The sequence below is a fragment of the Stutzerimonas kunmingensis genome (assembly GCF_002929225.1).
Lineage (GTDB): Bacteria > Pseudomonadota > Gammaproteobacteria > Pseudomonadales > Pseudomonadaceae > Stutzerimonas.
Genome location: NZ_PISM01000020.1, coordinates 334,334 through 348,436, shown reverse-complemented (window position 1 = coordinate 348,436; position 14,103 = coordinate 334,334). Strand labels below are relative to the sequence as shown.

General features: G+C 65.1%; 11 protein-coding genes. 3 read left to right on the top strand and 8 right to left on the bottom strand.

What is annotated here, in order from left to right; genetic code table 11:
* Positions 1 to 10 precede the first annotated feature (10 nt).
* The 3 genes from CW305_RS16270 (at position 11) to CW305_RS16260 (ending at position 3,148) form a co-directional block, all read left to right on the top strand.
* A complete protein-coding gene (locus CW305_RS16270; RefSeq protein ID WP_104098408.1) occupies positions 11 to 706 on the top strand; it encodes an MOSC domain-containing protein in 696 nt (231 codons plus the stop codon).
* A 46-nt stretch (positions 707 to 752) separates the two neighbouring features.
* On the top strand, positions 753 to 1,973 hold the full coding sequence (gene alaC / locus CW305_RS16265; protein WP_281257311.1) for an alanine transaminase: 1,221 nt from the start codon (positions 753 to 755) through the stop codon (positions 1,971 to 1,973).
* Between the two features lie 185 nt (positions 1,974 to 2,158).
* A complete protein-coding gene (locus CW305_RS16260) occupies positions 2,159 to 3,148 on the top strand; it encodes a 2-hydroxyacid dehydrogenase (protein WP_104098407.1) in 990 nt (329 codons plus the stop codon).
* On the opposite strand, the gene CW305_RS16255 is transcribed toward CW305_RS16260, so the two are convergent.
* From CW305_RS16255 to CW305_RS16220, 8 genes are all read right to left on the bottom strand, one after another.
* Positions 3,145 to 3,828 (bottom strand): uracil-DNA glycosylase family protein, encoded by a 684-nt coding sequence (locus tag CW305_RS16255; protein ID WP_104098406.1) that lies wholly within the window; start codon positions 3,826 to 3,828, stop codon positions 3,145 to 3,147. The two genes, CW305_RS16260 and CW305_RS16255, sit on opposite strands and share 4 nt — an antisense overlap.
* A gap of 10 nt (positions 3,829 to 3,838) precedes the next feature.
* Positions 3,839 to 4,375 carry a DUF3299 domain-containing protein gene (locus tag CW305_RS16250; protein ID WP_104098405.1) on the bottom strand — a complete coding sequence of 179 codons (537 nt, stop codon included), beginning with the start codon at positions 4,373 to 4,375 and terminating at the stop codon, positions 3,839 to 3,841.
* Between the two features lie 54 nt (positions 4,376 to 4,429).
* Entirely contained in the window at positions 4,430 to 4,681 is a 252-nt protein-coding gene (locus tag CW305_RS16245; protein WP_003297756.1) for a GlsB/YeaQ/YmgE family stress response membrane protein, read from the bottom strand.
* Positions 4,682 to 4,766: 85 nt separating this feature from the next.
* Complete coding sequence (locus CW305_RS16240) at positions 4,767 to 5,852, bottom strand: 5-(carboxyamino)imidazole ribonucleotide synthase (RefSeq protein WP_090522701.1); 1,086 nt, start codon at positions 5,850 to 5,852, stop codon at positions 4,767 to 4,769.
* 104 nt (positions 5,853 to 5,956) lie between these two features.
* Positions 5,957 to 6,445: a 5-(carboxyamino)imidazole ribonucleotide mutase gene (gene purE / locus CW305_RS16235; RefSeq protein ID WP_014822018.1), complete on the bottom strand. Its 489-nt coding sequence runs from the start codon at positions 6,443 to 6,445 to the stop codon at positions 5,957 to 5,959.
* 148 nt (positions 6,446 to 6,593) lie between these two features.
* On the bottom strand, positions 6,594 to 9,086 hold the full coding sequence (locus CW305_RS16230; RefSeq protein WP_104098431.1) for a sensor histidine kinase: 2,493 nt from the start codon (positions 9,084 to 9,086) through the stop codon (positions 6,594 to 6,596).
* A gap of 279 nt (positions 9,087 to 9,365) precedes the next feature.
* The gene (locus CW305_RS16225; RefSeq protein WP_104098404.1) at positions 9,366 to 11,288 is read right to left on the bottom strand and encodes a bifunctional sugar phosphate isomerase/epimerase/4-hydroxyphenylpyruvate dioxygenase family protein; all 1,923 of its coding nucleotides are present in this window, start codon (positions 11,286 to 11,288) and stop codon (positions 9,366 to 9,368) included.
* 67 nt (positions 11,289 to 11,355) lie between these two features.
* The gene (locus CW305_RS16220; protein ID WP_104098403.1) at positions 11,356 to 14,091 is read right to left on the bottom strand and encodes an AMP-binding protein; all 2,736 of its coding nucleotides are present in this window, start codon (positions 14,089 to 14,091) and stop codon (positions 11,356 to 11,358) included.
* Between the last annotated feature and the right edge of the window lie 12 nt (positions 14,092 to 14,103).

Below are 14,103 nucleotides of genomic sequence, written 5' to 3'. Positions count from 1 at the left end.
AGCCGCATAGATGCTACTCGGGAAGATTCAAACCATCATGACCGGAACAGCTGTGCCATTCACTCGGCCCGAGACCTTCAGTGGAATCGATAAAAGACCGCGCACAGGGTCGGTCAGGGTCGGGTTTGAGGGGCTCGAAGGTGACGAGCAAGGTGATAGGCGTGTGCATGGCGGGCCGGACAAGGCCATCCACCACTACCCGTACGAGCATTATCACCACTGGAGGCAAACGTTCGGCGATCGGCCGCTACTAAGCGCTCCCGGCGCCTTTGGCGAAAACCTATCGACCGTAGGGCTAACCGAAGAAAACATCTGCATGGGCGACATCCTCTCGTGCGGAACCACAGTGCTGGAGGTTTCGCAGACTCGCCAGCCCTGCTGGAAGCTCGATGATCGGCTTGGCACCAAGGGCGCAGCACTCGAAATGCAGCGTAGCGGCAAAGTTGGCTGGTACTACCGAGTGCTTGAGCCGGGCGTCATCGAAGCCGGCGCGACGCTGAACCTGCTCGATCGTCCACACCCCGAGTGGCAGCTGCGCAGCGTGCTGCAACTCCTCTACATCAACACGATGGACCTGGACGCACTGGTGCGCTTGCAGTCGCTTCGATTGCCACCCTCCTGGCAGAAGATTGTGGCAAATCGCATCAGGACCAGCACCGTTGAGTCCTGGGCCAAGCGCCTGGGCGGGCCGGGATTCGGCCGTTAGCAAAACGGACGCCGCTCAGATATCCGCCTTTATTCTCGAGATCCAAATGTCCAATATCAGTCAGTCAGCCCCCATTCCATCCAAGATGGCGTTCAGCCGAATCGATCGCCTTCCTGCTTATGTTTTCAATGTCACCGCAGAGCTGAAGCTCGAAGCGAGACGCAGAGGGGAGGACATCGTCGATCTCAGCATGGGTAACCCGGACGGCGCGACGCCAGCACATATCGTGGCAAAGCTCTGCGAGGTCGCTCAGCGGGACGACACGCACGGGTATTCGAGTTCAAAAGGCATTCCCCGGCTGCGCCGAACGATCACCCAGTGGTACCAGAGCAGATACGACGTTGAGATCAATCCGGAAACCGAGGCAATCGTGACGATCGGCTCCAAGGAAGGGCTGGCGCACTTGATGCTCGCGACGCTGGATGCCGGGGACACGGTGCTCGTGCCCAACCCGAGCTATCCGATCCATATCTACGGCGCGGTGATCGCCGGCGCTCAAGTTCGCTCCGTTCCACTTGTGTCAGGCGTGGACTTTTTCATCGAGTTGGAGCGGGCCATTCGTGAATCCATTCCAACACCGAAGATGATGATCTTTGGCTTTCCGTCGAACCCAACCGCGCAATGCGTCGAGCTCGATTTTTTCGAACGGGTGATCGCGCTCGCCAAGCAGTACGGCATATTGGTCGTGCACGACCTCGCCTACGCGGACATCGTGTTCGATGGCTGGAAAGCCCCTTCGATCATGCAGGTGCCTGGCGCCAAGGATGTTGCGGTCGAATTCTTCACGCTGTCGAAAAGCTACAACATGGCCGGATGGCGCGTTGGTTTCATGGTGGGCAATGCCGAACTCGTCAACGCGCTTGCGCGAATCAAGAGCTACCACGACTACGGCATGTTCACCCCGCTTCAGGTCGCCGCAATAGCGGCGCTGGAGGGGGACCAGGGCTGCGTGAAAGAGATCGCTCAAACCTACCAAGCCCGTCGAGATGTGCTGGTTTCAGGATTGCGGGCCATCGGCTGGATGGTCGAGCAACCCAAGGCAACCATGTATGTCTGGGCAAAAATACCCGAGCGATACCAACATCTGGGTTCGCTGGAGTTCGCCAAAAAGCTGATGGCAGACGCCAAAGTCGCGGTTTCTCCCGGGATCGGCTTCGGCGAGTATGGCGATGATCACGTCCGCTTCGCGCTGATAGAAAACCAGAGCCGCATCCGCCAGGCGCTGCGCGGGATTCGCTCGATGCTGAGGGCCGATGGCTCTATTTAACGCGGCCTCCGCGCATCAGTCGCCTAGCACAGACGGTAACGTAAGAAGATAGGAAAGCGATCCGGCAGGTGCAGACACTGCGTACCGCGCTGACGCAGTGAAGTACATCCCCTTCCGAATCGGCTTGGCCTCGGCCGACAACTGCCGCACCCTGTGGGCAGTCGCCCTATTCAACGAGGCTCCCGATGCGTATCACCCTGTTCAGCAGCAAGCCCTACGACCGTGACAGCTTCCGGGCCGCCAATCAGGCACATGGCTTCGAGCTGCAATTTCTCGAGTCGCGCCTCGATCCCGATACCGTGGCGCTGGCCGCGGGCGCTGAGGTGGTCTGCCCGTTCGTCAATGACGTGCTGTCGGCGCCCGTGCTGGAGAGGCTCGCCGCTGGAGGCACGCAGCTGATCGCCCTGCGTTCGGCCGGCTACAACCACGTCGATCTGCCCTGTGCCCAGCGCCTCGGCCTGCCGGTAGTACGGGTGCCGGCCTATTCGCCGCACGCGGTGGCCGAGCACACCGTGGCGCTGATCCTGGCACTCAACCGGCGCCTGCCACGGGCCTACAACCGTACCCGCGAGGGCAATTTCTCGCTGCAGGGGCTGACCGGTTTCGATCTGGTGGGCAAGCGGGTCGGCGTGGTCGGCAGCGGGCAGATCGGCGCCGTGTTCGCGCGGATCATGCTCGGTTTCGGCTGCGAGGTGCAGCTCTACGACCCCTTCCCCAACCCGGAACTGGAGCGCCTCGGCATGCGTTATGTGGCACTCGACGAGCTGCTCGCCAGCAGTGATATCGTCAGCCTGCACTGCCCGCTGACCGAGCAGACCCGTCACCTGATCAACCAGCAGAGCCTGGCGACCATGAAGCCGCGCGCCATGCTGATCAACACCGGCCGTGGCGCGCTGATCGACACGCCGGCACTGATCGGCGCGCTGAAGAGCGGCCAGCTCGGCTATCTGGGCCTGGACGTCTACGAGGAGGAGGCCGGGCTGTTCTTCGAGGACCACTCCGGCCTGCCGCTGCAGGACGATGTGCTGGCGCGACTGCTGTCGTTTCCCAATGTCATCGTCACGGCGCACCAGGCATTTCTCACCGACGAGGCGCTGGCTGCAATCGCCGGCACCACGCTGGGCAATGTCGCTGCATGGCAGGCCGGCAAGATCAGCAATCAGGTCAGCGGCTAGCGCGCTGGTTGTTCGTCGAGCTGGCGCAGGCGCGCCTCGAGCAGGTCCGGGAAGCGCTTGTACCAGGTCTGGTTCAACGGCGAGGGATGCGGCAGCGGGTGCAGGGTGAAGGTTCGGGCCTGCCCCTTTTCGTCCTGCAGCTCAACGTCGAGGCTGGCGGTGAAACGATCTTCACGCTGCCAGAAGTCTTCCAGGCGCTGGCGCGCCTCACGCGGCTGGTCGATGCCGAACCAGAGGAACGCCTCGCGCCCGAGGGTGATGATGTGCCGCCCGCGCCAGTTGTCCACCAGCAACTGGCGCATCAGCGGATGGAAGCGGCGCTTGACTGCCATCGACCAGGCCTTGTTGCCGACTGGCTTGTACGGCACGGTGTTGATCCAGAAGTAGTGCCGCCCCAGCGCCCGCCCCGCCTCGAAATCCTGCATCTGCTCGCCATGCAGGTGGCGATAGAGCACGCGGCGGACGATCTGCCCGCCAGAGCCGATGAAGGGCTCGCCATGGCGGACCTCCTCGCGGCCTGGGTCGCGTCCGAAGAAGCAGATAGCCGCATCGGCTTCGCCAAGCCCGATGATCGGCTCCTGTGGATCACGTTCGAATGCCTGGTAGACCGGCAGATCGATGCCATCGGTGTGCGCGGCGAGGTCGCGTAGCGCCTGACGGAGTTCAGTGGGCAGCGCCATGACCGGTGCCTCAGAGGTCGCTTTCGTCGACCAGTTCGACTGCCGCCGCTTCCAGTGCATAGGCGGCATCGGCCAGCTCGTTGCTGACCGGCTCGATCTGCAGGCGACCGTCGACCCACAGCGGGGCGTAGATGTCCTCAAGGGCGATGCCCTTCGGGTAGCGCACCAGCACGATCTGGTTCGGCGGCGGCGGCGGTACGTGGATGCAGGCGCCCGGATAGGGCACCAGGAAGAATTCGGTGCTGCGCCCGCGCGCGTCGCTCTCCAGCGGCACCGGATAGCCACCCAGACGGATCTCGCGGCCATTCAGTTCGGCGACGGTCTTGGCCGAGTACATCACCGCGGGCAGACCAGCCTCCTGCTTCAACCCGCCCTGATCACTGAAGCCCAGGTCTTCGGGCGTCGCGTGGTCGATCTCGGGCATTTCCTCCAGGGCCTGACGGTCCTCGGAGGGCATCAGTTCGAGCCAGTCGAGTTCGGGCGGCGTGGCCTGGGCGTGGGAGGCGAAGGCTAGAAAGCAGAGCAGCGAAAGAAGGGATTTTCGCATAAGGCAACTACGTGAGAAGGAAACGGGGCCGCAGGACACGGCCCCCGCGGTGGATCAATGTTTGCGGCTGGTGACCATGCCATAGATGACCAGCAGGATGATCGCACCGACCACCGCGCCGATAAAGCCCGCACCTTCGCCCGCCTGGTACAGGCCGAGCGCCTGGCCGCCATAGGTCGCCAGCAGCGAGCCGCCGATACCGAGCAGGATGGTCATGATCCAGCCCATGCTGTCGTCGCCGGGCTTGAGGAAACGCGCGATGAGGCCAACGATGAGGCCGATGATGATGGTGCCGATGATGCCCATGGATAAGCTCCTGAGGTCCGAAAGGTGGGTAACCAATCGGACCCGCGGGCTCTGTCACCGTTCGCCGAAGCCTGACGGCCGGGCGTCAGGAATGCGGGATCAGCGTCTCTACGGCGGTGATCTGCCGGTCGAGGGTGGCGCGATCGGGGCAGCGCAGGGTGGCGTGGCCAACCTTGCGTCCGACCTTGAAGGCCTTGCCGTAGTGATGCAGATGGCAATCCTCGATGGCGATGACCTTTTCCACCGGCGGCACTTCACCAATGAAGTTGAGCATGGCGCTCTCGCCCAGCTTGGCGGTCGAGCCCAGCGGCAGACCGGCGACGGCACGCAGGTGGTTCTCGAACTGGCTGCACTCGGCGCCTTCGATGGTCCAGTGCCCGGAGTTGTGCACGCGCGGGGCGATCTCGTTGGCCTTCAGGCCGCCATCGACCTCGAAGAACTCGAAGGCCAGCACGCCAACGTAGTCGAGCTGCTTGAGCACACGACCGACATAATCCTCGGCCAGCGCCTGCAGCGGATGATTACTACTGGCCACCGACAGCCGCAGGATGCCGCTCTCGTGGCTGTTGTGCACCAGCGGATAGAAGCAGGTTTCGCCGTCGCGGCCGCGCACGGCGATCAGCGAGACTTCGCCGGTGAAGGGCACGAAGCCCTCGAGAATGCACGGCACGCTGCCCAGCTCGGCGAAGGCATTACTCACATCGGCCGGCTTGCGCAGCAGCTTCTGGCCCTTGCCGTCGTAACCCAGGGTGCGGGTCTTGAGCACGGCTGGCAGGCCGATGCTGGCCACCGCGGCGTCGAGGTCGGCCTGGGACTGGATATCGGCGAACTCCGGGGTGGGAATGCCGAGATCCTTGAACATGGATTTCTCGAACCAGCGATCACGGGCGATGCGCAGCGATTCGGCGCTCGGGTAGACGGGCACGAACTGCGAGAGAAAGGCCACGGTTTCAGCCGGTACGCTCTCGAACTCGAAGGTCACCAGATCCACCTCGTCGGCCAGCCGGCGCAGATGATCCTTGTCGTCGTAGTCGGCGCGGATGTGCTCACCGAGGGCCTGGGCGCAGGCATCCGGTGCCGGGTCGAGGAAGGCGAAGCTCATGCCCAGCGGAGTGCCCGCCAGGGCCAGCATGCGGCCCAGCTGGCCGCCACCGATCACACCAATTTTCATATCAACGGCCCTTCAGTAGGCGGCAGATCGAGCGCGCGCGTCGCGCGGCGCAGGAAAGCAAGTTTATACCCGCCAGCGGGCGTCGCCGCGCCGGCAGGGTCGGCTCAGACGCGTGGGTCCGGGCTGTCCAGAACGGTCTGGGTCTGCTCGTCGCGGAATTTCTTCAGTGCCTGGTGATACTCGGGAAACTCGTGACCGAGGATGCTCGCCGACAGCAGCGCGGCGTTGATCGCGCCGGCCTTGCCGATGGCCAGGGTGGCGACCGGCACGCCCGCCGGCATCTGCACGATGGACAGCAGCGAATCGACGCCGGAGAGCATCGAGGACTGCACCGGCACGCCGAGCACCGGCAGGTGCGTCTTGGCGGCGCACATGCCCGGCAGATGGGCGGCACCGCCGGCGCCTGCGATGATCACGCGCAACCCGCGGGCTTCGGCCTGTTCGGCGTACTGGAAGAGCAGGTCCGGGGTGCGATGGGCGGACACCACCGTCACTTCATGGGGGATGCCCAGCTTTTCCAGCATGTCGGCGGTGTGGCTCAGGGTGGACCAGTCGGACTTGGAGCCCATGATCACGCCTACCAGTGCGCTCATCGTCGTGCCTCTCATTGGGCGCCCGCGGGCGCGTCAAGAACAACAAACCACGCAAAAGAGCGTGGCCTGGACAGTCGCGGACTGACCTTGGCCGCCCGCGCGAAAGCCGCGCAGTATAGCGCAAGGCGTGACCAGCCAGTACCCCGCGCTACTGCAGCGCAGCAGGCGCCAGGCGTGGCAGTTCGATCCAGAAACGGCTGCCGACGCCAGGTTCGCTGTGCAGTCCCAGCTGGCCGTTCATCAGGCGGGCGAACTCCAGGCACAGCGACAGCCCTATGCCGGTGCCCTGGATCATGCTGTTCTCGCGCCCGAGCCGCTGGAAGGGTTCGAACACCTGCGCCTGCTGCGCGGGCTCGATGCCCAATCCCGTATCCTCGACCAACAGCCGCACATGCCCCGGGCTGGTTTCGGTACGTAAGCTGATGTGGCCATCGGGAACGTTGTACTTCATCGCGTTGGACAGCAGGTTGAGCAGCACCTGGCGCAACCGACGCGGCTCGGCAAGCACCTGCAGTGGCTCATCCGGCAACTGCAATTGCAGATGCAGGCCGCGTTGCTGAACCTCGAGCGAGACCAGTTCGGCGCACTCGCGCATCAGTTTGCAGACGTCCACCGCCTGCAGTTCGAGCTGCGCCGGTTCGTTCTGCAGGCTGGACCACTCGAGAATCTCGCCCAGCAGCTGGTTGAGATGGCGACTGGCAAGCAGGATCTCGTCGAGGTATTCCGCCGCCTCGGATTGGCTCTCGTCGTCGCAGTCCATGCGCATCAGCTGGGCGAAACCGAGAATCGCATTGAGCGGCGTGCGCAGTTCATGGCTGATACCCGAGAGCAGCCGACCCTTCGCTTCGCTGGCAGCCTGGGCCTGCAGGGTCGCCGCGCGTAGTTCTTCCTCGACCCGCTTCAGCGCGTCGATATCCACATGAGTACCGGCGAGTATCTTCGCCACGCCAGTATCCGGATCATGTTCAAGCACACGCCCGCGGCTGAGCAGCCAGTGGTAGTGGCCCTGGGTATCGGCGAAGCGGTATTCGGCCTCGTAGCGCTGCTGCAGCCCGCGGCTGACGCGTTCGATCTGCGCCAGCGCCTGCGGCAAGTCGTCGGGGTGGATACGGCGACGGAACTCGCTATCGCTGAGCTGCCCCGACGGCAGGCCGAAGCGCGTCCCCATACCGCCGCGTATACGCAGCCGGTGGTTGGGCATGTCATATTCCCAGAGGCTCTCGGTTGCGCTTTCCAGCACCAGTTCCAGTCGTCGTTGCGCCTCCCAGCGCTCGGACTCGCTATAGGCCAGGCGGCTACCGATGTCCTGGGTGTGACGGCACATTTCGTCCAGCTCGCGGATCTGCGACTCGGCCGGCTGCGGCTGCCAGCGGCCGACGCCAATCTCGCCGAGCATCCGCGAGATGCCGGCGATGGGCGTCAGCAGCGCGCCGCTGAGCTGGCGTGCGCGCAGCCACATGAGGGCGAAGAAACCGATATAGAACAGCACCAACCCGGCGATCAGCAGATAGCCGATCTGCTGATAACGGCTCGCCAGGGCATTGGTTTGGCGAAATATCGCGGCCTCATCGACCACCGCCAGCAGGTGCCAGCCGGTCTGCGCCACAGTGGTCCAGGCCACCAGCTGCGGCCGGCCGCCAAGCATCACCTGCTGTACGCCGCTGCTGGCCCCGGAGATCGCCGCGGCGAGCTCAGCGGTTTCCGGGCGGCGATCGAGCTGGAAATCCTCCGGCTTGAACACCTCGCGGCGGATGGCATCAAGATAGGAATGCTCGGTCAGCTCGGCCAGGCCGAAATCCGCTTCGCCAGGTTCGGGCAGCGCCATGATCGACAGATCATCGCTGACCAGCATGGCGTAGCCACCCCAGGGCACCTGCACCTGGCCGATCTGCTCGAGGATGCCGCTGACGGTGATGTCGATGCCGACCACGCCTTCTAGAAAATCGCCGCGGTACACCGGCGCGGTCGCCGACATCATCCAGCCGTGCCCGGCCGGGTCGAGGTAGACATCGGTCCACACTACGCCGCGCGACGGGTTGTGCTTGGCGTCTGCCAGGTAATAGAAGTTGTACTTGGGGATATCCATGTCCGCCGGGTACTGATCGAGCGTGAAGAACCACGGATAGATATGGTTGAAGCTATCCCAGCTGTTGAAATAGAGGCTGGCGACCAGCGGGTTGCGCGCCTCGATCTCCTTCATCAGCGGCTCCAGCTGCCGCAGCCTGGCGATCTTCTGCAGATCATGCCGCTCGGGGGCAGTGGCGTTGGAATAGAACACGGCGGCGCCGCCGTCGTCGCTTGGGCTGTAGCGCACCCCGTCGTCGCTCAGGGCCAGATTGGGCGTCTGCTGCGGCGCTTCACTCTGCAGCGTCTGCGCGGTGAGATTGCGATACAACTGGGTCAGGGAGCTGACCTGGCTGAGTTGCTCGCTGATCAGACGCGACTCGAGACTTACCGCCGCCTGCAGGTCGTTGAGCGCGGTTTCGCGCAGATGCTCGACCTGAGCGTCGCGAATGGCGTTGTTGGTCAGCAGATAGATCGCGATCAACGCGGTCTCCACCAGCACCAGTGGGATGAGCGCGCTGCGCACGAAGGCCCGCCAGATCCATTGACGCAGGCCGATTGGCTTTGAGGTGGGCACGATGGGCTCCAGCGGCCGCGCAAGGCGAATAATCAGCAGTAGGCGCGGCGAGGCCGTGATCATACCATCGCGCTCGCGGCGTCGAGCTAGTGGCCTGTGCGGTGAGTTGGTTGAGGCAAGTTCGGATGAACATGGGTCCGAGACAAGGCGCTGCGACGAGTCATAGCTGGGCTATGGCAAGGAGCAGCAATGCAGTATCGGGGGCCATGGGCACCGAAATTGACCAACTGAACTTACCAAACAGGCCACTGGAGCCTGGCGGTCGAGTTCGCCGTCGTTTCAGCAGGCGCTGGCGACGCTGGTGGCGCTGGGAGCCGAGCGGCGGCATTGCTTGGCCATCGCCGCCAGGCGCACCGCGACATTGGCGGTGCCGTAGCCGGTGTAGCCATTGCAGCGCTGCAGGATCTCGAAGAAGAAGCGACCTTCGAACGGTTCGGTGTAGACGTGGAACAGCTCGCCACCCTCGGCATCGCGGTCGTAGAGCACGTTGTAGCGCGCCAGCTCAGCGAGCAGCGCGTCGTCGAAATCGAACCGCGCCGCCAGATCGTCGTAGTAGTTGCGCGGGATTTCCAGCAGCGGCACCCCGGCCGCCTGCGCCCGAGCGACCTCGGCGAAGATGTCGTCGCAGGCGAACGCCACGTGGTGCACCCCGGCGCCACGATAACTGGACAGCGCCTGGGCGATCACGGTGTCGCGATCCTGCGAGGTGTTCAGCGGCAGCCGGACGCGACCGCAGGGGCTACGCATGGCGCGGCACTTCATCAGCCCATAGGGATCGGGCAGCAGCAGCTCGTTGTCGGCCTCGAAATCGAACAGGCTGCGATAGAACAGCACCCAGCTGGCCAGGCTTTCGGCCGGCAGCGCGGTAGCCATGTGATCGATACGCTGCAAGCCCGCATCCTTCGGGCCGACCGCATGCAGGCGAAAGTCGATGTCGTAGTTGCTCTGCCCTGGCGCGCCGGACTCAAGCAGATAGATCAGGCTGCCGTCCGGCGCGCGCACGGCCGGAATCTGCCGCTCGTTCGGCCCGATCAGGCCACGGTAGGGCTGGCCGCCAAAGGCGCAGGCACGCGCCAGCGCCGGCCCCTCTTCGTCGATCTTCAGCGCCATGGCGCACACCGAAGGGCCATGCGCCTCGAAGTAGTTGTGGGCAAACGAATAGGGCTCGGCGTTGAGCACGATATTGATCTCGCCCTGGCGAAACAGCTGCACATCCTTCGAGCGGTGCTGACCGACATGGGCGAAGCCAAGACGCTGCAGCCAGCTGCCGAGGCGCACGGCGTGCGGCTCGTCCACCGCAAACTCGAGGAAATCGATGCCTTCGTAGCGCGGTGCCGGCGCTGGCGCGAACAGCGTTTGCGCCAGCGCCGGGCTGGTCGAGGCACTCAGACGTTGCCCGGTTTTCTCTTCCAGGTGCTGAAGCGCACGCAGGCCGTCGGCGGCGATGCCTCGCGGCGGCGCAGCGCGGAAGCCATCGTTGAACACTTCCAGCGATAACGGGCCGCTGTAGCCGGCCTGCAGCACAGGTGCGAGAAAGCCCGCCAGGTCGAATTCGCCCTGACCGGGAAAACAACGGAAATGCCGACTCCACTGCAATACATCCATTGCCAGCAGCGGCGCATCGGCGAGCTGTACGAAGAAGATTCGCTCGCCCGGGATATCGACAATGCCGCTCGGGTCATCGCCCAGCGCCAGCGTATGGAAACTGTCGAGAATCACCCCCAGTGCAGGATTGTCGACCTGTTGTACCAGTGACCAGACCTGCCGCCAGGTCTTCACGTGGCGGCCCCAGGCCAGCGCCTCGTAGCCCACGCGCAGCCCGCGTGCACCGGCACGCTCGGCGATCTGGCCGAGGTCACCCACCAGCGTCTCGTTATCGCCCAGCGCATCGGCCTGGACGTTGCTGCAGAGCAGCATCAGGTCGACGCCCAGCTCGTGCATCAGGTCGAACTTGCGCTCGGCGCGATCGAGATTGCGCTGCACGCGCGCCCGCGGGCAGCCCTCGAAATCACGGAACGGCTGGAACAGCGTGACGGCAATGCCCAGGTCCTCGCACAGGCGGCGGATGTCCTGCGGGCTGCCGGAGTGATAGAGCAGGTCGTTCTCGAACAGCTCGACGCCATCGAATCCAGCCGCCGCGGCGGCCTCCAGCTTCTCCGGCAGGGTGCCGCTCAGCGACACGGTGGCGATCGAGCGTTTCATGCGGTTACTCCTGTTACCGGGTGACTCGGGAAGTTGCGCGGCAGCGCTGGGGTCGACGCGAGCATGATCAGGGCACCAGACCATCGCGCTCGCCCGGCTCGGCCAGCGGCAACATCAAGCCGCTCTGACCAGGCATTGCCGCAGCCGGTTCCTCCAGCAGCGCGCGCAGCGGCGTGGCGATGGAGGCGGTGTAGTCCTTGACACAGCGATGATGGCCGCCGAGCACGTCGTAACTCTCGAAGCTAGCCCCCATGTCGCGCCAGGCGCGACTGGTGTAGTCGGCGGAGAAATACACCACCGGCGCGTCGATACGCCGGGGCAGGTAGCGCGCCATTACCAGCGAGTACTGCAGGAAGCGCACGCGCACCTCACGATCACGCGCGGTGGGTGGTGCCGGCACGTCACCGGCCAGCCGCTGCTGCACCATGCGCACGCTGCGCCGCGACAGCTTCCAGGCCAGGTTGGCGAAGCGCTTGGGATAGGGCCACTTGCTGGTTTCACCGAAACGGCTGAGCGCCTCGTAGGCGCGAGCAAGGTGCATGTCCGGCAGCACCCGGTCGAGGGTACGCAGGATGGCCCGCGACCACGGGCGAACATTGGCGGTGGGCGGATCGATCAGAGCGACGATCTCCACCTCATGGCCCGCCTCGATGAGCAAACGAGCGGCCTCAAAGGCCACCAGCGCGCCGTTGCAGTAGCCGCCGATGCGGTACGGTCCCTGCGCCTGGCGCGCGAGGATCAGCGGCAGACGTTCACGCGCCATCTGCTGCACCGACTCTGGTATCGGCTCGTTGTCCATGCCATGCGGGGCGATGGCGGTCAGCGGTTGCTGCGGGCCGAGCAGCCGGGCCAGGCGACGGATGTAGTAGCCGCCATGGGCGAAATCGCCGTGGAACCAGAACAACGGCGTGCGCCCTGGCTGAGCGTTGAAATCGATGACCGGAATGATGTGGTTGGCAAGATTCTCCAGGCGTGCTGCCAGCTCGCGGGCAGTCTCCGCCTCGACCAGCAACGATTCGGGGATCACCCGCCCGAGCATCTGCTCCAGCTCGGCAAGCATTTCGGTGGCCAGCAGCGAGTCACCACCACAATCGAGAAAGTTGTCGTTCGGGCCGACCGCCTCGGTTTTCAGCAGTCGCCGCCACAGCGCCAGCACCTGCTGCTCCAGTTCGGACGCCGCCTCGGCCACCGCCGCGGCCCTGGCCCGCGCGCTGCGCTGCTCGAGGTAGGCATCCGCCAGCCGATGCCGCAACACCTTGCCGGTCAAGCCACGCGGCAAGGCTTCGATGATCTGCACGCGCCGCGGCACCTTGAAGTACACCAGCTCGCCCCGCAGGTAGCGCTGCAGCTCCTCGGCCGCCACCTGCATGCCAGGGCGTAGCACCACGGCGGCGGCGACGTCCTGGCCGAGGCGCTGATGCGGCACGGCGAACGCCGCTGCATCGGCCACCGCCGGATGGCGCAACAGCACCGCATCGACTTCCGGCAGGCTGACCTTCTCGCCGCCGCGGTTGATCACTTCCCGCAGGCGTCCATGCAGGCGCAGGAAGCCGTCCTCGTCGAGGCTGCCGATGTCGCCGGTGTGGAACCAGCCGTCGCGCAGCACCTCGCGGTTGAGCGTGTCATCGCCGAGATAGCCAGGCATCACCGTCGCGCCACGCACGCGGATCTCGCCGCGCTCGCCGGCCGCCAGCGGGTTGCCGTTCTCGTCGACGATGCTCAGGGTTTCCGGCCAGGGCCGACCGACCGTGTCCGCCTTGCGCTCGGCCGGGGTGTTAACGGCGATCTGCGCGGCCTCGCTGGAGCCGTAGTGTTCCAGCACCGGGAAGCCCATGGTCTGCTCGAAGGCATCGATGATGTCCTGTCCCAGCGGCGCGCCGCCGGATGAGGCGAAGCGCGGCCGCTGCGTGCCCAACCCTTCGGGGTGCGCGCTGGCCGCTTCGAGAATTGCGCGGTGCAACGCTGGGCCGGCGGAATACCAGCTCGGCCGCAGGCTTTCGAACCACTCGTGCAGGTCCACCACCGCCGGGCTGAGCGGAAAGGCTACGCTGCCGCCGGTGAGCAGCGGCGTGAGAATGGTGACCTTCAGCCCGTGGGAATAATAGGGCGCCGATACGCACAGGCAGCGGTCGCCGCCATCCAGGCCGAACCAGCGCTGCCACTTGCGGGCGGCGGTCAGCATGTTGCGATGGGTGAAGGGAATCAGCTTGGGCAACGCCGTGGTGCCGGAGCTGCGCAGGATGAACGCTGGAGCGTCTGCCTCGGGCAGATCATCGGCGGCCGGCTGTGCAGCCAGCGGCATGTCGAGCTGTAACGCCGGGCTGCCGTCCGCGGCCGCTTCGGCACTGATCAGCGTCAGCCCGTGGCGCTCGGCGGCCGCCCGGCCCTGCTGATCGCCGTCACTGCTGATCAGCAGGGCATCGAGCGGCAGCTGCTGGAGAAACTGGTCCAGTTCGGCCGGGCCGAGGCGCGGATCGAGCGGTACGGCAACCGCGGAACAGGCGATGGCAATGATCGCGACCGCCGCCTGCGGGGCTTCCGGCAGCAATACACCGATCCGCGCGTCGCGGCCGAAGCCGGCCAGGCGCAACTGGCGACGGGTCTGCTCGATCATCTGCTGCAGGCCGCGATGGTCCAGCGGCGCGAAGCGGGTCGAAAGCACCGCCGGTCGATCGGGCGCGCCTTGCGCAATTCGGGTCAGCGCGGCATGCAGGGTGAAGGGCGCGATGCTGGTGGTCGCCGGGTCGGGTATAGCAAAGACCGCGTCCGCAGCGGGCACGGTGGCGTCGGAGTCGTGGTTCACGGCTGTCTGTCC